20 protein-coding genes are annotated in these 22,794 nt (G+C 59.5%); 11 read left to right on the forward strand and 9 right to left on the reverse strand.

Annotated features, from left to right (window positions below; all coding sequences use genetic code 11):
* Window positions 1–33 precede the first annotated feature (33 nt).
* From FGA82_RS25705 to FGA82_RS25730, 5 genes are all read left to right on the forward strand, one after another.
* Complete coding sequence (locus FGA82_RS25705) at window positions 34–1,731, forward strand: putative porin (protein ID WP_108224805.1); 1,698 nt, start codon at window positions 34–36, stop codon at window positions 1,729–1,731.
* A 17-nt stretch (window positions 1,732–1,748) separates the two neighbouring features.
* A complete protein-coding gene (locus FGA82_RS25710; protein ID WP_141129252.1) occupies window positions 1,749–2,378 on the forward strand; it encodes a DNA repair protein in 630 nt (209 codons plus the stop codon).
* A gap of 30 nt (window positions 2,379–2,408) precedes the next feature.
* A complete protein-coding gene (locus tag FGA82_RS25715; RefSeq protein WP_141129253.1) occupies window positions 2,409–2,879 on the forward strand; it encodes a YbjN domain-containing protein in 471 nt (156 codons plus the stop codon).
* Complete coding sequence (locus tag FGA82_RS25720) at window positions 2,876–3,823, forward strand: peptidylprolyl isomerase (RefSeq protein WP_141129254.1); 948 nt, start codon at window positions 2,876–2,878, stop codon at window positions 3,821–3,823. Before FGA82_RS25715 ends, FGA82_RS25720 begins: the two co-directional genes overlap by 4 nt.
* A gap of 162 nt (window positions 3,824–3,985) precedes the next feature.
* Window positions 3,986–4,966, forward strand: coding sequence for a LysR family transcriptional regulator (locus tag FGA82_RS25730; protein ID WP_141129255.1), 981 nt, complete (start codon window positions 3,986–3,988; stop codon window positions 4,964–4,966).
* A 106-nt stretch (window positions 4,967–5,072) separates the two neighbouring features.
* Here FGA82_RS25730 and FGA82_RS25735 read toward each other — a convergent pair whose 3' ends face one another.
* The 3 genes from FGA82_RS25735 to FGA82_RS25745 all read right to left on the reverse strand — a co-directional run bounded on the left by FGA82_RS25735 (window position 5,073) and on the right by FGA82_RS25745 (window position 8,569).
* Window positions 5,073–5,339: a short-chain dehydrogenase gene (locus tag FGA82_RS25735; RefSeq protein WP_141129256.1), complete on the reverse strand. Its 267-nt coding sequence runs from the start codon at window positions 5,337–5,339 to the stop codon at window positions 5,073–5,075.
* Entirely contained in the window at window positions 5,336–5,611 is a 276-nt protein-coding gene (locus FGA82_RS25740) for a DUF3077 domain-containing protein (RefSeq protein WP_141129257.1), read from the reverse strand. Before FGA82_RS25740 ends, FGA82_RS25735 begins: the two co-directional genes overlap by 4 nt.
* Before the next feature lie 924 nt (window positions 5,612–6,535).
* Window positions 6,536–8,569, reverse strand: a complete 2,034-nt coding sequence (locus FGA82_RS25745) for an Ig-like domain-containing protein (protein ID WP_141129258.1) — start codon at window positions 8,567–8,569, stop codon at window positions 6,536–6,538.
* A 309-nt stretch (window positions 8,570–8,878) separates the two neighbouring features.
* Here FGA82_RS25745 and FGA82_RS25750 point away from each other — a divergent pair, with 309 nt between their 5' ends.
* Window positions 8,879–9,397 (forward strand): GNAT family N-acetyltransferase, encoded by a 519-nt coding sequence (locus FGA82_RS25750; protein WP_141129259.1) that lies wholly within the window; start codon window positions 8,879–8,881, stop codon window positions 9,395–9,397.
* 1 nt (window position 9,398) lies between these two features.
* Here FGA82_RS25750 and FGA82_RS25755 read toward each other — a convergent pair whose 3' ends face one another.
* The gene (locus FGA82_RS25755; protein WP_141129260.1) at window positions 9,399–10,091 is read right to left on the reverse strand and encodes an aspartate/glutamate racemase family protein; all 693 of its coding nucleotides are present in this window, start codon (window positions 10,089–10,091) and stop codon (window positions 9,399–9,401) included.
* Between the two features lie 212 nt (window positions 10,092–10,303).
* On the opposite strand from FGA82_RS25755, the gene FGA82_RS25760 reads away from it, so the two are divergent.
* On the forward strand, window positions 10,304–10,795 hold the full coding sequence (locus tag FGA82_RS25760; RefSeq protein ID WP_141129261.1) for a hypothetical protein: 492 nt from the start codon (window positions 10,304–10,306) through the stop codon (window positions 10,793–10,795).
* 304 nt (window positions 10,796–11,099) lie between these two features.
* On the opposite strand, the gene FGA82_RS25765 is transcribed toward FGA82_RS25760, so the two are convergent.
* Complete coding sequence (locus FGA82_RS25765) at window positions 11,100–11,318, reverse strand: cbb3-type cytochrome c oxidase subunit 3 (RefSeq protein WP_141129262.1); 219 nt, start codon at window positions 11,316–11,318, stop codon at window positions 11,100–11,102.
* An 18-nt stretch (window positions 11,319–11,336) separates the two neighbouring features.
* Entirely contained in the window at window positions 11,337–12,764 is a 1,428-nt protein-coding gene (ccoN, locus tag FGA82_RS25770; protein ID WP_095119025.1) for a cytochrome-c oxidase, cbb3-type subunit I, read from the reverse strand.
* Window positions 12,765–13,111: 347 nt separating this feature from the next.
* Here ccoN and FGA82_RS25780 point away from each other — a divergent pair, with 347 nt between their 5' ends.
* The 3 genes from FGA82_RS25780 (at window position 13,112) to FGA82_RS25790 (ending at window position 16,470) form a co-directional block, all read left to right on the forward strand.
* Window positions 13,112–14,785, forward strand: coding sequence for a nitrite/sulfite reductase (locus FGA82_RS25780; protein ID WP_141129263.1), 1,674 nt, complete (start codon window positions 13,112–13,114; stop codon window positions 14,783–14,785).
* Window positions 14,782–15,261 (forward strand): DUF934 domain-containing protein, encoded by a 480-nt coding sequence (locus FGA82_RS25785; protein ID WP_141129264.1) that lies wholly within the window; start codon window positions 14,782–14,784, stop codon window positions 15,259–15,261. Before FGA82_RS25780 ends, FGA82_RS25785 begins: the two co-directional genes overlap by 4 nt.
* Window positions 15,262–15,495: 234 nt before the next feature.
* On the forward strand, window positions 15,496–16,470 hold the full coding sequence (locus FGA82_RS25790; RefSeq protein WP_141129265.1) for a hypothetical protein: 975 nt from the start codon (window positions 15,496–15,498) through the stop codon (window positions 16,468–16,470).
* A 345-nt stretch (window positions 16,471–16,815) separates the two neighbouring features.
* Here the strand turns inward: FGA82_RS25790 and FGA82_RS25795 are convergent, their stop codons facing one another.
* Window positions 16,816–19,170 (reverse strand): tetratricopeptide repeat protein, encoded by a 2,355-nt coding sequence (locus FGA82_RS25795; protein ID WP_141129266.1) that lies wholly within the window; start codon window positions 19,168–19,170, stop codon window positions 16,816–16,818.
* 211 nt (window positions 19,171–19,381) lie between these two features.
* Here FGA82_RS25795 and FGA82_RS25800 point away from each other — a divergent pair, with 211 nt between their 5' ends.
* Window positions 19,382–20,056, forward strand: coding sequence for a DUF3313 domain-containing protein (locus FGA82_RS25800; RefSeq protein ID WP_141129267.1), 675 nt, complete (start codon window positions 19,382–19,384; stop codon window positions 20,054–20,056).
* Between the two features lie 49 nt (window positions 20,057–20,105).
* Here the strand turns inward: FGA82_RS25800 and FGA82_RS25805 are convergent, their stop codons facing one another.
* Both FGA82_RS25805 and FGA82_RS25810 read right to left on the reverse strand, forming a co-directional pair.
* Window positions 20,106–21,104 carry a DUF3829 domain-containing protein gene (locus FGA82_RS25805; protein ID WP_141129268.1) on the reverse strand — a complete coding sequence of 333 codons (999 nt, stop codon included), beginning with the start codon at window positions 21,102–21,104 and terminating at the stop codon, window positions 20,106–20,108.
* Entirely contained in the window at window positions 21,101–22,720 is a 1,620-nt protein-coding gene (locus FGA82_RS25810) for a J domain-containing protein (RefSeq protein WP_141129269.1), read from the reverse strand. The genes FGA82_RS25805 and FGA82_RS25810 overlap by 4 nt, the downstream gene beginning before the upstream one ends.
* Between the last annotated feature and the right edge of the window lie 74 nt (window positions 22,721–22,794).

Consider the following 22,794-nt stretch of genomic DNA (forward strand, 5'->3'; position numbering starts at 1 on the left):
TATTTACGCTTTGGCAAAAGGAGTTGTGTGCAGATGATTTCCAACGTGAATCGATTGTCCCTGGCGGTCGGCATGGTCATTGCGACCCTGGTCGGTCAGGCCGTGGCAGCGCCTGCGCCCTCGGAGAACGCCACGATCAATCTGATCCGCTTGCTGGTCGAGCAGGGCATTCTGAAACAGGACAAGGCCGACGCACTGATCGCTCAGGCGCAGAACGAAGCGGCGCAGGCCAAACAGGCTGCGGCATCCACCGCCGTGGCCGCCGGGCCAGTGGCGGCGCCGGGCGATGTCCGCGTGCAATATGTGCCGGCGGCGGTGCGCGACCAGATCCGCGATCAGGTCAAAGCCGAAGTCATGGCCACCGCCAAACAGGAAAACTGGGCTGCGCCCAACAGCTTCCCGGAATGGGCGGCGCGCATCAGTTTCGACGGCGACATTCGTCTGCGTGACGAATCACGCTACTACTCGGACAGCAACAGCAACGAGATCGTCGACTTCGCCAAGCTCAACAACAACGGCCCGTATGACGTAAACCCCAACAGCAGCACCAATCTGCCGCCGTTGCTCAACACCCGCGAAGACCGCACCAACCAGTTCCGCATCCGCGCACGCCTGGGCATGAAAGCGGAGATTTCGCCGCAATGGACCGCCGGCATTCGCATCGGTACCGGCTCGGACAACAACCCGGTGTCGACCACGCAAAGCCTCGGTGGTGGTTTCGCCAAAAAGGACATCTGGCTCGATCAGGGCTACCTGAACTGGAAGCCGACGGATGAGCTGACCCTGACCGGTGGGCGCTTCGCCAACCCGTTCATGTCCACCGACATGCTCTATTCCAACGACTTGAACTTCGACGGCGTGGCGGCGATTTTCGACCACAAACTCAACCGCGATTGGGGCGTGTTCGGCACCGTCGGTGCGTTCCCGGTGGACTACACCAACGACACCGCCAGCAGCAACGGTTTCGACAAGGAAGAGAGCGACAACAAGTGGCTGTACGGCGCGCAGATTGGCGCCAAATGGGCGATCAACAGCAACAATCGCTTGAAAGGCGCGCTGGCTTACTACCGCTTCGACGACATTCAGGGTCAGCGTTCCAGCCCTTGCGAACCGTGGGCCGGTGCACCGGGTTGCGACAGCGACGGCAGCCGTGCGGCGTTCATGCAGAAGGGCAACAGCGTGTTCCTGCTGCGCGACATCACGCCGAATCCGCTCAACCCGACTACCACGCCGCAGCCGCAGTTTGTTGGTCTCGCGTCCGAATTCAATCTGCTTGATCTGAACGTGGTGTGGGATGCCGACCTGCCGGAAGATTTCAAACTGCGCAGCCAGGGTAACTACATCCACAACCTCGCCTACGACGAAGGCGACATGCGCAAGCGTTCGGCCGGGCAGATCGTCAACAACCTCGACAGCAACGGCGACATCGAAAGCGGCGCCAATGCGTGGATGGTGCAATTCACCCTCGGCAGCGCGCTGGACCTGAAAAAGCAGGGCGACTGGAACATGTTCGCTGGCTACAAATACATCCAGCCAGATGCCTTGCCGGACGGCTTCAACGACTCCTCGTTCCACCTCGGCGGCACCAACGCCAAAGGTTATTTCATCGGCGGCAACTACGGTCTGGCGAAGAACGTTTACGCCACCGGTCGCTGGATGAGCACCGAAGCGGTGTACGGCGCGCCGTTCGACATCGACGTCTTGCAGCTTGAGATCAACACGCGCTTCTAAGGCGCCGGGAGAGGGTTATGAAAACGCGATTTGTGTTGCTCGGGCTCGGGCTGTTGATCGCCACTGGAGCCAGTGCCGAAGGCATGGAAGAACGCCTGCGCACGCAATTGCGCAGCACCACGCAACAGTTGCAGGCCCTGCAAAGTCAGCAGGCCCAGGCCAGCGCCGCGCAACTGGCGGCGCAGAATGAGGCCAAGGCTGCGCAGGCGCAAATCAAGCAATTGACCGCTGAATTGGCCAAAACCAAAGGCGTCGCCGAGCAACTGGCCGGGCAGCAGCAGAGCCTGCACAGCCAGGCGCAGGCACAAGTGGCGGCCAGCGCCGAGCAGACCGGCAAGTTCAAAAAGGCCTATGACGAGCTGTTGGTCATGGCCCGTGCCAAAGAGGCAGAACGGTCTAAGCTTCAAGCGCAATTGACTGAACGTGACACACAAGTGCAGCAATGTTCAGTCAAGAATCAGCAGATGTACGGCGTCGCCAAACAGATCCTCACTGCCTACGAAAACATCGATGTGGCCGAGGTAATGAAGATCCGCCAGCCCTTCGCGGGCAGCGCCCGGGTCAGGTTCGATGAACTGGCCCAGGGGTTCGGCGATGACCTGTACAAGACTCAATTCGACGCGCCGCAAGCTGCGCTCGCACATTGATTTAAAAGATTGATAAACAAGGAAGAAACAATGACTCAATTGATCAGCCACGTATCGCCAAAATCCCTGACCGAAGTCCTGCAAGCGGCCGGTTATCGCGTCAACGAAACCGAGCAGAACGGCATCGTCCAGTTGCTCAGCGCCAGTCAGGGCATCGGTTACGCCGTGCGTTTCGGCAACCCGGCGGTGGAGCAGGGCAGTTATGTTGATTTCACTTTCAGCTGTGCGCTGCGGGTGCAGGGTGAGTTGCCACAGGGTGTGGCCGAACGGTGGAACGCCAGCCGTCGTTTTGCCCGGCTGTCGTTGCAGGGCGAGTTTCTGGTGATGGAAATGGACGTGGTCGTTGCCGCAGGCGTGAGCAACGATCACCTGCGCGGCAACCTCGAATTGTGGGATCGCCTGTTGCAGGAGTTCATCGTTTATCTGCGTGACTTCACCCAGAACGGCAGCGCGCAGACCGCCAAAGTCGCCGTCGCCGAGCAAGAGGAAGTTGCGCTGTGAAAAAGCCTGCCATGGTGATCAGCGCTGCGGCAGTGGCGCTGTTGGTGGTGGCCGTGGCGCTGGTGGTGCGGCCGGGCAGTGACCCGGTCGCCGCCCAGCAGTCGTCGCCGTTGGCGGCGGTTGCTGGCGGGCCGGCGTTGGCGCGGTTGGGCAATCAGCAGGTGACGCCGGAGGAGTTGCAGGCGTTGCTCGCAACGGTTCCAGCCGAGACCCGCGAACAATTGCGCGGTAATCGCCAAGCGCTGGAGCGCTGGATTCGTACCCGTCTGGCCGAGAAAGCAGTGCTCGAACAGGCCGATGCACAAGGCTGGGCGCAGCGCCCGGACGTGGCGCGGCAAACCCGTGCAGCGACCGAGCAGATCGTCTTCCGGGATTACTTGCGTTCGGTCAGTCAGGTGCCGGCGGATTACCCGAGTACGGCTGAGTTGCAGCAGGCCTATGACGCAGGCAAAGCGAACTGGCAGACACCGGCGCTGTATCGGGTCAGTCAGATTTTCCTTGGGCTGAATGATCCGCAGACTCTGGAAACGGTGCGTAAGCAGGCGCTCGAACTGAGCAAAAAAGCCCAAGCGACGCCGGCAGAATTTGCTGCGCTGGCGACTCAGTATTCGCAGGATCGCGTCACCGCTGAGCGTGGCGGTGATACCGGCCTGCAACCGTTGCAGCAATTGGTGCCGGAGGTGCGTGGTGCAGTGGCGCGGCTCAAAGTTGGCGCAGTCTCTGATCCCGTCCAGAGCGCCGCCGGGTTCCATGTGATCAAACTCACCGAACAACAACCGGCGCGCACCGCAACCCTTGATGAGCTGCGTGATCAGCTAACCGAGGCCTTGCGTGCTCAACGTCAGGAACAGATCGCCCAAGCCTACCTGGACGGCATGCTCAACACCGCAACACTCAGCATCGACGGTGCCGAACTCAACAAAGTCCTAGAGGAAAAACACTAATCCCAGTTCCACCGCTACCCCTGTGGGAGCGAGCTTGCTCGCGAAAGCGTCAGTACATTCAACATATTTGCTGACTGACACTCCGCTTTCGAGAGCAAGCTCGCTCCCACAGGGATCTATGGTGCACTCAAGACAAATACAAAGATCGACAGGGAGTCATCGATGTCATTCACCGAACCCGCAGGACGACAGGGCAACCCCGATTACCATTGGCCGCACGACAAAAGCGAACCGTGGCTCTCGCACGCCGCGACGATTGACGCCGACGTCGCCCAATACTTCCTGGTCAGCGCCCGTTGCGGCTGCTTCATGCAAGCGGCGCGCAGCCTCAACGTGCGCTCGACCCTGCTGCGTAAACAACTCGCGCAGCTTGAGCAAGAACTTCAGCACACGCTGTTCAGCTTCCAGGGCAGCGCGCTAAGCCTGACCCGCGAAGGCCAGCAACTGCAGGCCAAACTGGTGGCGCTGGCCAACGAACGCAAACTCCCGGTGATCGAACAACCGCTGATCCGTCTCGCCGTCGCCGAATCGATCCTCCACGACATCCTCGGCCGCGACCTCATCGCACTGCTGCGCCGCAACGCCAGCGTACGCCTGGAAATCATCGCGCTGGACAGCGAACTGTCCCTGCGCGCCGTCAGCGCCGACATCGTCCTCTGGCTCGCCCACGGCGAAACCCCACACCCCGGCCCGACGTTCGCCACCAGCGAACCGCAAGCGCTGGCACGCCTCGACTACCTGCCGCACATCGCCAAACGCTACTCCCGCGTCACCGCCCGCCCGGACACGCCTGATGACCTCGCCGACTTCATGCTCGTGCAATGGCAGCATGATCGGCAGATCGACAGCTTTCGCCCTTGGAATGAACTGGTTGAACAGCGTCTGGCCGGGGTAGTGCAAATGCAGTCTTATGAATTGATGCTGGAGATGATTCGTTGCAGCGCGTGCATCGGGTTGTTGCCGGCGTATATGAGCCGGTTTGATCGAGGCCTGATCGCACTGCCCGGATTATTCGCCGAACCCATGCAATTGCAGGCGTGGCTGGCGGTCAACGCGGACTCACAAAATATCAGCGAAGTCCAAACCCTGACCGACCTCATCCACCACACCTTCAACGAACGCCACGAATGGTTCCAGCCCTGAATACAATTCCTGTGGGAGCGAGCCTGCTCGCGAAAGCAATCTGACATTCAACTTCTCTGTTGCCTGACACACCGCTTTCGCGAGCAAGGGAATCGTTATTCCTGGATCAGACGCGCAAACGAATCTGCCGCCCCAACACATCCATCACATCACAACCATCACGCAGCAACATCGCCGCCGCGTGCGCCAGTTGCTGCACGTCGGCGCCTTTTGCCGAGGAAATATCCAGACTGGCGAGGCTTTCCATCATTTGCGTCACTGCGAGAAAGCGGCTGGCGGCGCTGCTGTGCAATACGTCTAGCGGCGCTTCAGTGGAAACGAGGAGGACCGGAATGCTGTCCTCGTTGTGCGTCATCGAAATGTGCGCGTTCATACGTCACCCCGGGCCTGCGCGGCGTGCACACGAGCGATGGCGGCCAGCATCAGTGCGCGGGCATTGGCAAGCATTTGCTGGCTGGCCCAGCGCATCGAGCTGCTGTGTTCCGGGCGAGCGACGCTCGGGGCTTGGTGGGCGAGGGTTTCGGCGCAGTTGAGGTAGACGGCCGCGTGTTCGAGGGCGTCGAGGAGGGAGATGTCGGGTCGGACGTTGAAAGGGTGGTGAGCGACTTGGTCGCAGGGTTTGGACTTTGTGGTTGGATCGGTCATGGTGCAGCCTCTTGGAAGTCGGAGAACTGCCACTTCATCGCCGTCAAACGAATAGGTGGCAACTGTGTGCAGGTTGACGGACCGGTCCAAGACACCCGGCGCACCCGAAGATGCCCCGCACACAGTCACCATTGAGCAGCGCGTCGGACACAGGAGTGCGCGCGCACGTTGGAAAGCAATGTGCGTCTTGAATTGTTCAGGCCGTCAAACCCGATCACGAATGAGTCGTGACAGGCGCGAGGATAGGGAGTGAGGGCAGGTCAGTCAACCGCCGCATTCTTCCGGAGTTTGCCGGGCTTTCTTGTAGGAGAAAGGCTACTCGCGATGACGATTGATGAACTCCCAACGATGCTGAATATCGCAGCGCCCACGGCGACAAAATCATGAGGCGTCACCAGTTGATGTTCCACCAGCCAACGCTGTATTCAGTATCTGGAATATTTGACCGCGTCGGCCTGACCAGGCGCCTAGGTGAATTCCGCCAGATCCGACAGTGTGAACACCCTGGAAAACTGTGGGAGCTGGCTTACCAGCGATGAGGTCCGCTCGGAAACTCCCGCTGTATGCACCCAATCCAAATGCAGGATTGAGCCTGCTCGCGATAGCTCCCGATCGGCCACCGAAAACCTAACTGCACATGCGCGCCCTGATCTGCCGCCCGAACACATTCCTCACATCACAACCACCACGCAACAATATTTCCGCCGTATGCGCAGCTGCGTGTTCACAGGAGGTGAAGGAAATTGTATTTGTGGTTGGTTGAGTTGCTAAATATGTCTGGTAAATAAATCCGTCCCCTTTTCCGTAAATAAATCCGTCCCCTTTTCCTGCGCGTCCCCTTTTCCTGCGATGGCGCTCGCCCGGCCAGCCATCTTGCGACCTTTGGTGTGTCTGTCCGCGAACAACCTCATTTATGTTGCGAAGTCACGTGGGCACGAAGGCAATTGCTCTTGTCAGTTGTGGATGTGATCCAGTCGAGAACCAAAATGTGCCGTCGGAATGCATTGCCATCCAGTTGCCATAGTACGCCCTAGGAGGAACGGCAGATTCCACGCAACATTTTCCTCTTGGACGATCGACGGGGGTTCCCTCGAAAACATCGCCATATACATTTGTAAAGTTGGCCGAAAGTGGTTCCAGGTAAGAGTTATCAGGCAACCTTATACCGCCCTGGCTGTACACCCATCGTTGAGCATCCAAATCCCCCTGCGGGTCGCCAGAATACGTTGCCGAGCCTCTGATCACTTGAAAAACGTTTCTCACATCCACAGCAAACGACACCGTTGAACCAGACTGATCGCTCACACGAATCGTTGTTGCCCCATTTCTAAGTCCAGCGACTTTTCCGTCCAAAGTAACTGAGGCCACTGCTGGGTTGTCCGATTGGTAAATATAGGGTGGCGTACCTCCGGTGGCCTGCCGTGTGTCGACATTGCCAGGGACTTCCTTGCTACCCCAACCATAATTTTGAAGGAGCTTCACTGCGTGCAAGAGCATCTGTGAATCATCAATAGTCAATGCAACTGCGGCTTTGACAGTGTAGGTACGATCGGGAAACACCACCGCATCGGCTTCAATATTGCTCTTGTCCAGTGCCACTTTGTATTTGATGGTCAGCGTTGTGCCGTGCCCGAGTTGCTTGAGGTAACTGTTGGCCAGGGTTGCTGGCCAGAAACCCTGATTGATCCACGTCGAGTTGACCTGAGCCGGGAGGCCGTTCCACAGCGTCAGGTCGTGTGCCGAACCGTCAGCTTTTTTCCCCTCCAGGCGTAGCCAGCATTGTTGACCGGCTTCAATCAGAATATGAAGCAACGTATGAATGGTCGCGTTTTTAGTCCCCAACGCCAGCACATCCACAAAGTTGTTGGCATCCGCCTCGACAATTTTCGGCGCGATTAATGCTGTTGCCGGCAGTGGCAGAATGTTCAACAGCAGAGGCGGTGATTCGGTTGTATTGCCGTCGCGTTCAATGAAATAAGTGACAGTGACCTGTTGTCCCAGGCTGTAAGCCAGAACCGAGCGCGGCACGGCAATTTCCAGCCCTGCGCTGACCAGTCGTGGCGGGCTGGTGTAGGAACCTGCGGCGACAGCGGTAGCGCCTGTCCATTTCACTTTCAGCATGTCGCCGGGCAATAACGAGCCTTGCGGCACAAGAACGCGGACCTCCGGAATGGTCGGGCTGAACTGGTTACCGTTCATGCCTTGCACGGTGGGGGCCAGCAACGTCACGCGACCGAGGTGAATATCCAGGCGCTTTTCGCCTGACTTGACGACGTTGCCCAACTGGTCAAAAACCCTGAATTCCAGCACCGCACTCGGGTTGTCACCCGCCCGTTGAAAGGTGTCGGTAAACAGCGTCTGGTTGATTGCAGCCGGCGCGTCAGGCACATCGAAGCGAACGGTCGTATCGCCGATCAAGCACGCGATGACGTCATATTTGCGTCGGTTGCTGTAATTGAAACCGAGCGTCACCCCCTGCGCAGCACGCTCCGGCCCGACGCCATCGCGCAGCACATCCGGCGGAATCACCAGCTCCAGTGACTCCGGCAAGCGCAGGTGATAAAGCACCAACAGATCTCGCGACGACTCAATATTGCCGCCTACACGGGTGACCTTGTAATGCAGGCGATTCACACCCTGATTCAGCCGACCGTGCGCCAGGTACAAGCGCACGCGCAGTTGTTCTTCGCCTGGCGCAACGGTCTTGCCGGTCACGGGATTAGGGTCGTCGTTGACGTACAGGTCCACGCGATCATCCGCCGCCATGGTCCAGGAGAGGAGTTGCAGTTCCGTCCACGGATCGACCAGACATTCCAGACCCTGGGTCTGGTCGTCATAAAGCGCCTGAGGAATCCCCCCGTGCGCAACGCCATCCGGTTTCACCGGTGTGACCCAGCCCTGAATGATCACCGGATACAAGACAAACAACTCGTTGAACGTCGAAGACTGGATATCCATGAGGCGCTCCTGGCGTGACAGACAATCTGCCCAATCGGACAAGGCTCATCTCACACTAAGGCGGGGAAATGCGCACCTGTCAGATCTGACAGGTACGTGCGGGTTTCTGACGAGCGGTTGCTAAACGCGTCTCCGCTAGAGGCCTTTGTGGGAGCGAGCCTGCTCGCGAAAGCAATCTGACATTCAACATATCTATTGCCTGACACACCGCTTTCGCGAGCAGGCTCGCTCCCACATTTTGATATTCGCCAGACAGCGGTTGATCGGTTTAGAGTGGTCAGCCACACATCGATCCAGGAAGGATCCGCCATGCCCGACCACAACGCCGCCATTCACATCGAACGTTTCAGCGAGTCGCACATCGAGGCTGTCACTGCGCTCTACAACGAGCGGGCCGTCACCCGGCAGGTGTTGCAGATGCCGTTCCAGTCTGTCGACGTCTGGCGGCAACGGCTGCTGGCGGAGAATGAACGGGTGTTGAAGCTGGTCGCGCTGCATCAGGGCCAGGTCATCGGCCATCTGGGGCTGGAAAACTATTCGCGGATTCGCCGCAGCCACGCCGGCAGCGTCGGTATGGCAGTCGCCGGGGCGTGGCAGGGCAAAGGCGTGGGTTCGAAGCTGTTGACAGCAGCACTCGACGTCGCCGACAACTGGATGAATCTGCACCGCGTCGAACTCTCGGTTTACGCCGACAATGAAGCCGCCATCGCGCTCTACCGCAAATTCGGTTTCGAGACCGAAGGCCTGTTTCGCGATTACGCGGTGCGTGATGGGCAGTGGGTCGACACCCTGAGCATGGCCCGCCTGCGCAATCGCCCGAAAACCTGACTCATTTGCCTAGCGCGAAGGCCACCGCCGACTGCGCATGCAGTTCGGTGGTGTCGAGCAGGGGCAGGGTGCTGTGTTCGGGTTTGACCAACAGGCCGATTTCCGTGCAGCCGAGGATGATCGCCTGCGCGCCGCGAGCGGTGAGGGATTCAATGACCCGCTGATAGATTTGTCGCGACTGATCGCTGATCACGCCGACGCAGAGTTCGTCGTAGATGATCCGGTGCACGTCCTTGCGCTCGGCTTCATCCGGCACCAATACCGTCAAACCCTGAGCAATCAAACGCTGCTTGAGAAAGTCCTGCTCCATCGTGAATGCCGTGCCGAGCAAGCCGACGGTGCGGGCATCAATCTCCAGAGCCGCCTGCGCGGCCGGTTCGGCAATGTGCAGAAACGGAATGTTGATCGCCGCCTGAATCTGCTCGGCGACCTTGTGCATGGTGTTGGTACACAGCACCACACAATCAGCGCCGCCGGCTTCGAGCCTGCGCGCGGCGTCCACCAGAATCGCCGCCGCATCGTCCCAGCGCCCGGCGTGCTGGGCCTGTTCGACAGGGCCGAAGTCGACGCTGTACATCAGCAATTGTGCCGAGCGCAACGGGCCGAGGTGATCACGGACTTGCTGATTGATGAGTCGATAGTATTCGGCGCTGGATTCCCAGCTCATGCCGCCGATCAGGCCGATGGTGCGCATTGGATTTCCTCAGGCAAATGACAGTGTCGAGCGTTCAGGTCTGCCCGGAGTTTCCTTTTCTTCACACTTCGATGCCAGCAGCCAGTGACTGTACCGCTGATCTTTCACGCAAGTGTCATGGTGCTTTATCGGGGCGGGTGCAGGTTAAACGTACGCCGGGGCTGGTATCTGCCACTATCGACCTTTGCAGCTCCTTTCCGAGGAACACCGCTATGGACGACGTACAACAACTGGGCGAGATGCTTCGTCATTACGCCGAGAGCGAAGCGCACAAGAAGCAACTGTTCGAGACGCAATCGGCTGCCTGGGCCTCGCGGATTACTGCGCTGTTCGGCGATATTCAGCAATGGTTGGAGCCGGTGCAGGCGCCGAATCTGCTGGAGGTGAGTCGTGAGGCTTATGTTGCGTTCGGGCCGAGCACGCCGGTGGAGACATCGACCTTCAAGACCGAGAAACTGAGCATTGTGATTGCCGGCAAACCGGTGGAGTTTGTGCCGGATGTGATGGGTAGCGCAGGGCAGATTTCACTGGCGGTTATGGGATTGACGGCGGCGCGCTATGGCAGCATTTCGTTGGTTGGCCTGCCAAATGGCGAGTGGCAGTGGCGCAAGACCAATGGACTGAAGGATCCGGATACCTTTGTGTTTGATGCGAGCTTTCTGGCGCAGCAGTTGCAGAGCCTGATTCCGCGCGACCGTAGTTAAGATCAAGAGCTTACCCCCTCACCCCAGCCCTCTCCCCCAGGGGGGCGAGGGGGAAAGGGAGCCGATTGGGGGATGGCCAAAACCTGAGTTCGACTGGATATTTCAGGTCGGTGTAACCCGAACAAACAACTCGATCAATTCCCTCTCCCTCCGCGGACGAGGGGGGAAGGGAGCCGATCTTCGTTGGTTTTGAGATTGCATTCACCTTGGATATTTCAGGTCGACGTAACTCGAACAAACAACTCGGTCAGTTCCCTCTCCCTCTGGGAGAGGGCTAGGGTGAGGGCCGCCCACCTGACACCCCTCACATCTCCAGATTGACCCACCCCGGCTTCGCCACCTCCGGCGCCACCGCGTTCACGGTTTTACCGGTGGCCAGCTCAACCCGCCGCGCCACCTCGGGGTCATCGGCAAACGGCACCATGCTCGCCTCATCCAGACTGTCCGCCGTTTCCCGCCGCAAGCAGTACTCCACCGCCAGCCACAGAAACACCACGCCCAACACATCAAAGAAAATTTCCATCACGAGCGGCTCCCTGCCTCAGGCGATCTGTGCTTCGCGGTGGGCCAGCGCGACGTCGGCAACCCGCACCGTGCGCCAGACGTTGTAAGCCATCAGCAACATACCCGTGAGGAAGAACACCCCGCCGGCAAAGCGCACGATGAATCCCGGGTGACTGGCCTGCAGCGCTTCGACGAACGAGTAGGTCAGCGTGCCGTCCTCGTTGATCGCCCGCCACATCAGGCCCTGAGTGATGCCGTTGACCCACATCGAGGCGATGTACAACACCGTGCCGATGGTCGCTAGCCAGAAGTGCAGGTTGATCAGCGGCGTGCTGTACATCTGCTCGCGGCCAAAGACTTTCGGCACCATGTGATAGGTCGCGCCGAAGGTGATCATCGCCACCCAACCCAAGGCGCCAGCGTGCACGTGGCCGATGGTCCAGTCGGTGTAGTGGGAGAGGGCGTTGACGGTTTTGATCGCCATCATCGGTCCTTCAAACGTCGACATGCCGTAGAACGCCAGCGACAGTACGAGAAAGCGCAGGATCGGGTCGGTGCGCAACTTATGCCAGGCACCGGACAAGGTCATCATGCCGTTGATCATCCCGCCCCAGCTCGGCGCGAGCAGGATCAGGGACATGGCCATGCCCAGTGACTGCGCCCAGTCCGGCAGCGCGGTGTAGTGCAAATGGTGCGGGCCGGCCCAGATGTACAGGGTGATCAGCGCCCAGAAATGCACGATCGACAAACGATACGAATACACCGGCCGATTGACCTGCTTCGGCACGAAGTAATACATCATCCCGAGGAACCCGGTGGTCAGGAAGAAGCCCACTGCGTTATGCCCGTACCACCATTGCACCATCGCATCGGTGGCGCCGGAATACACCGGATAGGACTTGAACCAGTCCACCGGAATTGACAGGTGATTGACCACATGGAGCATGGCGATCACCAGAATGAACGCGCCGAAAAACCAGTTGCCGACGTAGATGTGTTTGGTCTTGCGCTGCACCACGGTGGTGAAAAACACGATGGCGTAGGCGACCCAGACAACAGCCATCCACACCGCGCCGGAGAATTCGATCTCGGCGTATTCCTTGGTGGTGGTGTAGCCCAGCGGCAGGGTGATCAGCATGATCACGATCACCGATTGCCAGCCCCAGAAGGTGAAAGCGGCGAGTTTGTCTGAATACAGCCGCACCTGACAGGTGCGCTGCACCGCGTAGTAACTGGCGGCGAATTGCGCGCTGCCGGCGAAACCGAAAATCACCAGGCTGGTGTGCAGCGGTCGCAGTCGGCCAAAGGTGGTCCATGGCAGGTCCAGATTCATCTCCGGCCACACCAGTTGCGAGGCGATGAAAACCCCCATCGCCATCCCCACCACACCCCAGAAAATCGTCGCAATGACGAATTGGCGGACGACCTTGTAGTTATAAGCCTGTCCGATTGTTGCTGTGCTCATGGTCAGTTCATCCACGGTTGCAAAGTCTTGCCAGGCCACCCGGTCTGGCATGAGCTGCACTGTAGAAACCCCTTCAGAAACAAAACAGGCTCAGGAATCTTTCATTTGTGCGGATCAGATTGAAGGGCTGACTGCGGCGTTCTGCCGCGCCCTGATATGGTTTTTATCGCCTCAGGTGAATCTGTAACGTGCTGCGCCGTAACGCCATAGTGCGTGCAAAATCTGTAGGAGTGAGCCTGCTCGCGATAGCGGTGTGTCAGTCAACATCTCAGTTGCCTGACACACCGCTATCGCGAGCAGGCTCACTCCTACAGGAATTGTGTGCGTCCTGATGAGGTGGCAGTGGCATGTATCAATACGATGATTACGACCGGGCGCTGGTGTTCGAGCGCGTTGCGCAGTTTCGCGATCAGGTCGAGCGCTTCATGGCCGGGGAATTGAGCGAAGAGGAGTTCCTGCCGCTGCGCCTGCAAAACGGCCTGTACATGCAGAAGCACGCCTACATGCTGCGGGTGGCGATTCCCTACGGCACGTTGAGCGCCGAGCAGATGCGCACCTTGGCGAGCATCGCCAGCGATTACGATCGCGGTTACGGCCACTTCACCACGCGGCAAAATATGCAGTTCAACTGGATCGAACTGGCCGAGGTGCCGGACATCCTCGAACGCCTGGCGCAGGTCAACATGCACGCGATCCAGACCTCCGGCAACTGCGTGCGCAACATCACTACCGAGGCGTTCGCCGGGGTCGCGGCGGACGAGTTGATCGACCCGCGCCCGCTGGCCGAGATTCTGCGGCAGTGGTCGACGATCAACCCGGAATTCCTGTTTCTGCCGCGCAAATTCAAGATCGCTATCTGCTCGGCGAAGCAAGATCGCGCGGCGATCATGATGCACGACATCGGCCTGTACCTTTACCCCGGCCGCGACGGGCAGATGTTGCTGCGGGTCATCGTCGGCGGTGGCCTGGGCCGCACGCCGATCCTCGGTTTGCAGATTCGCGAGGGCTTGCCGTGGCAGCATTTGCTGTCGTACGTCGAAGCGGTTCTGCGGGTGTACAACCGTCACGGCCGGCGTGACAACAAGTACAAGGCGCGGATCAAGATTCTGGTCAAGGCTCTGGGCATCGAGGCGTTTGCCAAGGAAGTCGAAGAGGAATGGCAACACCTCAAGGACGGCCCGGCACAACTGACCGAAGACGAATATCAGCGCGTTGCCAGTGCGTTCGTGCCGCCGGTTTATCACACCCTGGCCGACACCGATCTGGACTTCGGCACGCGCCTGGCCGAAAGCCCGGCGTTTGCCCGTTGGGTCGCGCGTAACGTGCAGCCGCACAAGGTGCCGGGTTACACCAGCGTGGTGCTGTCGACCAAGCCGGGTATGGCTTCGCCACCGGGGGATGTGACCGGCGCGCAGATGCTCGCCGTCGCCGACTGGTCGCAGCGTTTTGGTTTCGGCGAGATTCGTATTGCCCACGAGCAGAACATCGTCCTGCCCGATGTGCCGAAAACCGATCTCTACGCGCTGTGGCAACTGGCGTGCAAACACGATCTGGGCAGCGCCAACGTCGGCTTGCTGACCGACATCATTGCCTGCCCGGGTGGCGATTTCTGTGCCTTGGCCAACGCCAAATCGATCCCGATCGCTCAGGCGATTCAGGCACGTTTCGATAACCTCGATTATTTGCACGATCTGGGTGATATCAGCCTGAACATTTCTGGCTGCATGAACGCCTGCGGTCATCACCACATTGGCAATATCGGCATTCTGGGCGTCGATAAGAACGGCAGCGAGTGGTATCAGATCACCATCGGCGGTGCGCAGGGCAAGCAGAGTGCGCTGGGCAAAGTCATCGGCCCGTCGTTCAGCGCTGCCGAAGTACCGCAGGTTATCGAGCGGATCATCGGCACGTTTGTGCGCTATCGCGAGCACGAGGAATTGTTTGTCGATACCGTGGCGCGGATCGGCCTGGAGCCGTTCAAGGAGCGGGTCTATCCGAAGACGCTGGAGGCCGCGGTATGAATAATCTGTTGCGGCTGGAGCAGGGTGTAGCGCGGATTGTTACGGACGATCCATGGACGCTGGTGCGCGAGCCATCGACGCCAAGGCCAGATGGTTTGTTGATGCTGCCGCTGACGCATTGGCTGGAATCGCCGTCGACTCACGCCGTGTGGCTCGGCCCCGACGATGAGGTCGAAAGCCTGGTGCCGTGGCTGGGCTCATTGCCGCTGATCGCGCTGGACTTCCCGAGTTTTCGCGACGGCCGTGCTTACAGCCAGGCGTATCTGCTGCGCAGTCGTTTCGGCTGGGCAGGGGAGTTGCGCGCGATCGGCGACGTGTTGCGTGATCAGCTCAGCCATATGCGCCAGTGCGGGTTCGACAGTTTTGCGGTGCGCGAGGACAAATCTGCCGAGGATGCGCTGAAGGGGTTGGCCGGAATGAGCGTGCTGTATGGGCGTTCGGTGATCGAGCCGCGTCCGCTTTTTCGTCGGCGTTGACGGTTAAAAAAGATCGCAGCCTGCGGCAGCTCCTACAGTGGATCGCGTGTAGGAGCTGCCGCAGGTTCGGGCCGCGTTCGGACGATCTTTTGATCTTCGATGTACACCGGGGAAACCCCTAGAAACCTGATGAATCGGGCATTTTTCCTTGGGTCAGTGGTGGCCTTTTGGTAGAGTCGCCGTCGCCAGCGGGTTTTCGGCTGGACGATGGAACCGAAGAAGGGAGTCTGATCAGTGAGTCCGGGCAAAAAAATCCTCGGCCTCACAGCGTTGCTTTTGATGGTGACGCTGTGGGCCAGTTACTTTTATGTATTCAAGGAAAACCGCGACGGCCAGCTCGGCGGCGTCGGCGAAAGCAGCGCATGGTGTGGCACACCACCGACTACGGAAGCAGCGCTGCTGGGCAAGGATCAGTTGACCTTGCGGGTCACCAACAATCTGCGCGGCGAGTTCATGCTCAGTGGTTCGCTGGTGGTCTCGGAGCGCACTTTCAACCGTTACGACCTCAGCCGCAACGAACTGCGTTTGCGACTGGAACCGTTGCAGTGGTCCTACGGCGTCACGCCGATCTTCCTTGAGCAGGTCAAGGTACAGCCGCTGAGCCGCAACCTGTCGGCCACCAACAAAAGCGCCTACGCCGAACTTGAACCGCGCCCTATCGGCGTACAGGGTCAAGTCACCGAATTTCCCTTCGACACCTACCGTTACGGCTACAAACCGGTGCTTTATTACCTCAAAGGCAGCGAGCGCATTGATCTGCGCTTCAAGAACATCACCACACTGATGGAAATGTCGAACACCTTCACACCGATCCAGAAGTACAACCGTGTCGACTACATCAACGAGAAAACCTCGATGATTCGCGACGAGGATTACAAGGCTTACGGCCCGCACGAATGTGCCTTCAGCGTTGAGCGCAAGGGTTCGTTCAAGGTTGTGGTGTTGTTGCTGCTGTTGGTGTTGTGTCTGCCGTTGCTGCTGGTGTTTTACCGTAATGAGCCGGGGATCGACTTCCTTGCCACGCTGTTGGGCGCGTCGATCGTGCGGGTGCTGCTGATCGGGCCGGTGCAGGATTTTCAGTTGTACAACATCGACTTCCTGTTGGGCGCGGCGATTTTGCTGGTGGGCACGGTGTCGCTGATCAAGGCGATGCACATCAACAGTCGGCGGGAGATGGCGTTGCGCAGTGGCGAGACTTCGTCCTGGTAATGGGGTGAACCCTGAAAAGCCCCTCACCCTAACCCTCTCCCAGTGGGAGAGGGGACTGACCGAGTTGTCTGTCGTCCTGCACCGACGTGAAAGGCCGAGTCGATTATGGATTCAAAGCCAATCGTTCAAGTCGGCGGGACTCTTGAATATTCCCCAATCGGCCCCTCTACCTCTGGCAGAGGGGACTGACCGAGGTGTCTGGCGTCCTGCACCGACGTGAAAGACCGAGTCGATTATGGATTCAAAGCCAATCGTTCACGTCGGTGTATCTCTTGAATATCCCCCGGTCGGTCCCCTCTACCAGTGGGAGAGGGCTAGGGTGAGGGCAAGACAATCTCCAGCCAATCACTTAAGCGCCGGATCCCCCATGTTCATCTTCTTCCACCCCTGCAACAGCACCTGCGCCTTCGGTTCCTGCCCACTGTCGAGATACCACTGAATCAGTGACAACCGCGCATTGCGGTTCGCCGGTTGTACCTTGAGCAAACCCTCCAGCACCGCACACGCCTCATCGACCTTGCCGCTTTCATGCAGTGCCACCGCCAGCACATAACCGTACTGCGCGTTCTGTGGCTCCAGTTGCGCGGCTTTCTTCAGCGGCGACATGGCCTCGCCAGCCTGGCCGGCGCGGATCAGCGACAAGCCACGGGTGTGCTGCAACAGCGCCGCGTCCGGATGCTGCTTGAGGCTGTCATCCAACAGCGTCTGCGCTTCCTGACCGCGACTATTGGCCTCCAGCCACTGCGCCAGTGTCACCAGCGCCGGGTAGAAATCCGGGTCGCGTTTGAGTGCCGAGCGCAGCAGACCTTCAACTTCCGAACCACGGCCACTGGCCTGATACAGCATCGCCAGGTTCAGATTGGCCTCGGCACGCTCCAGCAGACTTTTCTGCACCGCTTCGTATTCGGCGATCGCGGCATCCCAATTGGCTTGCGCCGCGCCGAGACCGTTATTGCGCGCAACACTCAACAAGTCCCGAGCGGCAACGATGCGCACGGCTTTTACTGGATCAGCGAGCAGCGGCGACAACAGCGGCGCACGCTCGGGTGGCGGCAGGAATGCACTGATCGCTCGCACCGCACTTTCGCGCACTTGCGGCGCCGGGTTTTTCAGATCCTGTGTGGCCAGTTTCAACGCCTGTTCGCTCGGGTACAGCGGCAGCTCGGCGAGCAATGTGGCGCGTTGAATTGCCGGCAGGTTGCTGCGCTGCAACTGCTCATACAGCGCATCCGCGGCGCCCGGTTGGCCATTGCGGATCAACCACAGGCTTTCGTCATAACGCGGTGCCAACGGCGCGGTGGAAGCGCTCCACAACTTGAACTGCGCGGTGACCTTGTCGCCAGCCTTGCCCTGATGGCAGGTCAGGCAGGCGTCAGGTGTGCCGAGTTTTTGCGCCCGTTCCGGGTTGGGAATGCTGAAGCTGTGGTCGTGCCTGAAGTCATTGCCCATGTAGAACTTGCCGGGCATGTGACAATCCACGCACTGCGAACCGGGCTGCCCCGGGGTGTGGCGGGTGTGTTCGATGGAATCGTAGTTCTTCGCTTGCAGGCCTTTGCCGTCGACGCCGTCGACCGACGTCTTGCCAGCGGTGTTATGGCATTGCAGGCACACCGCATTGCCCGGGGCTTTCAGTTCGGTGCTGTGCGGGTTGTGGCAGTTGCTGCAACGCACGCCCTTGTCGAACATTTTGCTTTGCAGGAACGAGCCGTGTTCGAACACTTCATCCTTGATCTTGCCGTCCAGCGCATACAATTCGCGGGTGAGGGTACTCGGCAGGTAATCGTCCATCAGGCGCTTGCCGACGGTGTAGCCATCGCCCAGCGGCGCACGACGCGCATGGCAACGGGCGCAGGTTTCGATCTCGACGGTGGCGTTCTTGTCCTTGAGGTCGACGTCAAAGCCCTGATGGATCAGATCGCCTTTTTTCTGCGTCCATTCCAAGTGATTCGAGGCCGGACCGTGGCACGCCTGGCAACCGACCCCGAGGCTGTTCCACTGACTGTTGAAGGTGTTGCTCGCCGCATCGAAGTTGCGCTTGAAGCCGGTGGTGTGGCACTCGACGCACATGAAGTTGGCGTTCTGGCTCGGCTTGCTCCAGTGCAGCGGATTCTTGAAGTTGACGCCCTGGCCGGGGTAGAGATGAAACCAGCGATGTTTCTCGGTATCCCACGCCACACCGAGCGCCTGCAAGCGACCTTCGCCGACCTCGATCAGGTATTGCTGCAGCGGCGCGATGCCGAAGGTATAGGCGACTTTGAAGTCGGCATTCTTGCCGTCGATGCCGGGCGTATTGACCCAGAATTCATCGCCCTTGCGCGAGAAACGGGTGGTCTCGTTTTCGGCTTTGAAGGTGATGTTGTTGAAATCGCCGAGCATCGTTTCAGCGTTCGCCGGCTGCATCGCCAGCTGGTGATGCGAGCCTTGCCAGTCCTTGACCTGTTCGCTGTGGCAGCCCTGGCATTGTTGCTCATCGACCATGGTTGCCGGTTTGCTTGCCACAACGGGCTGCGGCTTTACGGGGGGCGGCACGCTTATTGGCGCAGGTTTTACGGGGGCGGGCGCAGGGCTGAACAGAAACCAGCCGATGCCCGCGACGGCGGCGAGCAGCACACCGATGGTGATCGGGAACACGTACTTGGAAATTGCAGAACGAGGCGAATCAGGGTCAGGTTGTGCTGTTTTATTTTTATGCTTGGGCATTGCGACTTCCGTAGTCCAGGTGCATTTGCCGTCTGGCGTGCGTTCAAGCTCGGTGCAGCTTTGCCGGATCATCCGCATCTGTCAAATGACGGTTGTGATCCGCCGCGCAGCCTTGCGTGAATATTGTGCTTTGTAATCGCAATTACTGAGGTTTTAGCTATACCTGTAATTCCCCCGGGCAAAGTTTTGGCCTTCTGACAGGAGTTACAGCATGAAGCTAGCAGTGATGATGGGCACTCTGTGCATTGCCACCGTCGCAATGGTGGGTTGTTCCAGCAAAACCGTCGACCCGAAAGAGTACTCAGGCTTCCTCAAAGACTACAGCCAGCTCAAGGAGGCCAAATCACCGTCCGGTGCCGAGGTCATGCGCTGGATCGATCCGAAGGTGGACTTCAAGAAATTCACCAGTGTGTACATCGAGCCGACCCAGCTGTACCCGAAACCGCAACCGACCGCGAAAATCTCCCAGCAGACCCTCAATGGCATCACTTCCTACTACGATCAGGCACTCAAGCGTGAAATCGGCAAAGACCTGCCGTTGGCGACCGGTCCTGGCCCGGGCGTGATTGTGGTGCGTGCGGCGATCACCGCCGTGAGCAGCAAGACCGAAGGCCTGCACGCGTATGAGGTGATTCCGATTGCCCTGGTGGCGGCAGCGGTCAGCACGGCCAGCGGTATTCGCGATCAGGAAACCACCCTGGCCACCGAAGCGGTGTTCCTCGATGGCGCGAGCAACAAGGTTATCTCGCAAGTGGTGCGCAAAGGCACCGGCAAGCCATTGGAAAATGATTCGCAGGCGATGAGCGCCAACGACGTCAAACCGGTGATCGATGGCTGGGCCTCGGACATGCGTCAGTCGTATCTGAAGCTCAAGGCTGCCAAATAAGTGCGCCCGGCCGGATTGTCCGCGAGGATTCTCCGGCCGGTGCAGCTCCTCAGAAGTTGGTGCGTGCCCGGCGGTTGTAGTGGCTGAGCAGGGCGTCGTAACCACGGGTGACGGCGTAGTAGTCTTCGCTCAAACGTTGCGGTTCGGCGTGGTCCTGCCAGTCCTTGTGCAGGGTGTTTAGCGCGTCGAGGTAGTGCTGCGCTGGCTCGCTGATGTATTCCCATAGTTCCTTTGCGTCATCATCCCTGGTGCGTAATCCGCGCTCGCGCAATCGCATGAAAGGCTCGCGGCGATCCCACGCCTGTTGCAGGCTGGCGGTGGTGTCCGCCACGGTTTGCGGTGTCAGCGTTCGTTGCTTCATCCCGTCTTCCAGTCGCTCCAGTGTCTCCCGGGCCTCAATCATGTACGCCAGCAGAGACCAGTGAATCTCCTTGCCCACGCGCGCTTCGAGGCGTTTCAGTTGTTCGCTGCGCTGAGCGATATCGAGTGTCACAAGGTCTTTTCTCAGGGCCGCCGACGTTTTGAGGTAGTCAGCAATGGCGCTCAGGTACCGCTCCCGGTAGCCCCCTGACGGATTCGGGAACACGGAAACGAAACTTGCACTTCTATCGAATCGTGAGGGCATCGATACCGTTGCCACGTCCTGCAGCGCTTGCGCATAGTCACGGGCGCGTTGCGAGAGTCCCGGCTGATAGCCCAGAAGGTCGAGCTTCAGGTTCATGTTGGAGAGACAGACATCCTTCTGGATATCCTGCACGATGCGCGCATCACTGTCCTCGAAGTCCCGTGGCTCGGGCACCCAATTGGCGGCGGAATAATCCTTTGGCGGTTTGGGATGTTTGTATTGCTCGTAGGCGACCTGCCAATGCACATCGACACGGTTGACGCAGGTGATGATCGGGCTCAGCGCGTTGGCCTGAGCAGTCACGGGCGCGTCGCGATTGTCCAGCCACAGGTCGAGTTGCAGGAACGGCGTCGTTGCCCCCGACAGCCCCATCACCAGCAGCGCGAGCAGCAGGCCACTGACAAACATCAGTCGTGAACTCATGGTTTTGCCTCCGCGCCATACCATTGCTCACGGGTGGCGGGTGCACCGCAGCCGGTCGCCGTGGCGGGCAGACGACTGCACAAGCGCTCGGCCCAGGGTTGCAGTCCCTGATTGCGAGTCACCGTGTCTTTGCTGGCGATCACATTGAGCACGCCGAGGGCGATCACCAGGGCAACAACGCCGAGGACCACCAGGCAAATCTTCAGCAGCGGATTGCGCTGTTCCCAGGACACGTGTGGCTGGACCTGGCGCCGGCGGACCAGACCGACCACCGCCAACGTCGTCGCATAGACCACCCCGCCGACAGGGCCGAATAGCCAAGTGAGTCCGGCGACCATCAGCGCACAGGGAATCAGGTCGCGAATTACACCGAATGGCGCCGCGATCCCCGGGCACAGCCGCGCGCTGAGCCAGTCATCCAGCAGCCAATAACGGTGCGCCAGATCGTGGGCCAGCCAATTGAGGCCGGCGGCGATTACGCCAAACACCACGATCGATACCATGAAAATATTGAACAACCCGGTGACGCGCAGCCCCAGCGGGATGAAGTGCGCAAAGGCACCGATCAGGCAAGCCAGCACCACGCCAAGGTACGTCGGCCATTCGCCACGGCTCAGCTCCCAGTCGCGCCAGAAAAACGCGGTGCCACCGGGTAGCTCGGCGCAGACTTTGGGATGATTGGCATACAGCGCCGAGCTCAATTGGCGGCATTGCAGCCAATCCTCTTCGCGCAGGCGCCGGGCCAATGCGCGGCGCTGGCTGAACGGGCCGGTGCCGAGCAACAGGCGTGCGGCGCGGTGTTCGGCAGTGGCGGGCGGCTCTTCGGCGAGTTGCCGCTGCCGGGCGATAAAAAGCGGGCTTTCATGGCGAGCGATCAGACGCTTCCATTCGTCTTGCGGGCAACGGTTGGCCGGGCCGGGATGCCAGCTCTGGCCCGCACAAACCTGTTCGAAAATATCAGAGGACCAGTATTCGCTGTCCAGCAGCAATCGACTGAGGAACAGGTTGAACCACAGCCGGTGTACTTCAGCGTCGAGCCAGAGGCATTGAGCACTCTGTGCGTAGGCCTGCAAAAAGGCCGCACTGTCCTCACGTTCGAGGGCATCACGCAGCGGTCGAGTCATGCGTTCACGCTGCTGATCGAGCAACAGCTCGATCGACTCTTCATCCAGCTCAAGCCGCTGCCAGGCGCCGAACCAGTGATACGTCTGAACCGCCCAATCGACCATCGGCGCCGACGTGTCAGGGTGTTCGATGCAATGCTGCAGCAGGGTTTCTTCGAGGATGTGCGCGCAACCCTGCTCAACGGCGAGGGCATGGCGCTGTTGCAGTTGCGCAAGGCTGGTGCCGTGCAGCGAGCGAATCGCCTGTTGCAAGGCATCGACTTCGACCACGGTCAGGCCGGTCAAGTCCCAGCTGTCGTCCTGCGCTTCGTTGTCCTCGTTGGCCTGCGCCCATTCCTTGTAATTCAGGGCTTGCTCATAGGCGTCACGCAGGCGCTGGAAGCCCTCGGCGTCTTCGTCCGGACGGGTCTGTTTGAGCAGGGCAGCGTATTGGCGTTTGATACTGCGCGTATCGGCGTCGGCCGTAAGGCCAAGCACGGTCCAGCAACTCATTGCGTGTACAACTCCATGAAAACCTTCGACGCGGTCCAGTGGTGGCACTTTGATTGTGCGCACCCTACCTGTTT

Source organism: Pseudomonas fluorescens (genome assembly GCF_005938625.1).
Classification (GTDB): domain Bacteria; phylum Pseudomonadota; class Gammaproteobacteria; order Pseudomonadales; family Pseudomonadaceae; genus Aquipseudomonas; species Aquipseudomonas fluorescens_BD.

Coding starts and splice junctions, on each gene's coding strand:
- ccoN (WP_095119025.1), bottom strand. CDS start 12,764: ATGAGCACAGCAACAATCGGACAGGCTTATAACTACAAGGTCGTCCGC.
- FGA82_RS25740 (WP_141129257.1), bottom strand. CDS start 5,611: ATGACCGATCCAACCACAAAGTCCAAACCCTGCGACCAAGTCGCTCAC.
- FGA82_RS25795 (WP_141129266.1), bottom strand. CDS start 19,170: ATGCCCAAGCATAAAAATAAAACAGCACAACCTGACCCTGATTCGCCT.
- FGA82_RS25765 (WP_141129262.1), bottom strand. CDS start 11,318: ATGGAAATTTTCTTTGATGTGTTGGGCGTGGTGTTTCTGTGGCTGGCG.
- FGA82_RS25735 (WP_141129256.1), bottom strand. CDS start 5,339: ATGAACGCGCACATTTCGATGACGCACAACGAGGACAGCATTCCGGTC.
- FGA82_RS25760 (WP_141129261.1), top strand. CDS start 10,304: ATGGACGACGTACAACAACTGGGCGAGATGCTTCGTCATTACGCCGAG.
- FGA82_RS25730 (WP_141129255.1), top strand. CDS start 3,986: ATGTCATTCACCGAACCCGCAGGACGACAGGGCAACCCCGATTACCAT.
- FGA82_RS25810 (WP_141129269.1), bottom strand. CDS start 22,720: ATGAGTTGCTGGACCGTGCTTGGCCTTACGGCCGACGCCGATACGCGC.
- FGA82_RS25750 (WP_141129259.1), top strand. CDS start 8,879: ATGCCCGACCACAACGCCGCCATTCACATCGAACGTTTCAGCGAGTCG.
- FGA82_RS25785 (WP_141129264.1), top strand. CDS start 14,782: ATGAATAATCTGTTGCGGCTGGAGCAGGGTGTAGCGCGGATTGTTACG.
- FGA82_RS25715 (WP_141129253.1), top strand. CDS start 2,409: ATGACTCAATTGATCAGCCACGTATCGCCAAAATCCCTGACCGAAGTC.
- FGA82_RS25710 (WP_141129252.1), top strand. CDS start 1,749: ATGAAAACGCGATTTGTGTTGCTCGGGCTCGGGCTGTTGATCGCCACT.
- FGA82_RS25745 (WP_141129258.1), bottom strand. CDS start 8,569: ATGGATATCCAGTCTTCGACGTTCAACGAGTTGTTTGTCTTGTATCCG.
- FGA82_RS25755 (WP_141129260.1), bottom strand. CDS start 10,091: ATGCGCACCATCGGCCTGATCGGCGGCATGAGCTGGGAATCCAGCGCC.
- FGA82_RS25805 (WP_141129268.1), bottom strand. CDS start 21,104: ATGAGTTCACGACTGATGTTTGTCAGTGGCCTGCTGCTCGCGCTGCTG.
- FGA82_RS25800 (WP_141129267.1), top strand. CDS start 19,382: ATGAAGCTAGCAGTGATGATGGGCACTCTGTGCATTGCCACCGTCGCA.
- FGA82_RS25705 (WP_108224805.1), top strand. CDS start 34: ATGATTTCCAACGTGAATCGATTGTCCCTGGCGGTCGGCATGGTCATT.
- FGA82_RS25780 (WP_141129263.1), top strand. CDS start 13,112: ATGTATCAATACGATGATTACGACCGGGCGCTGGTGTTCGAGCGCGTT.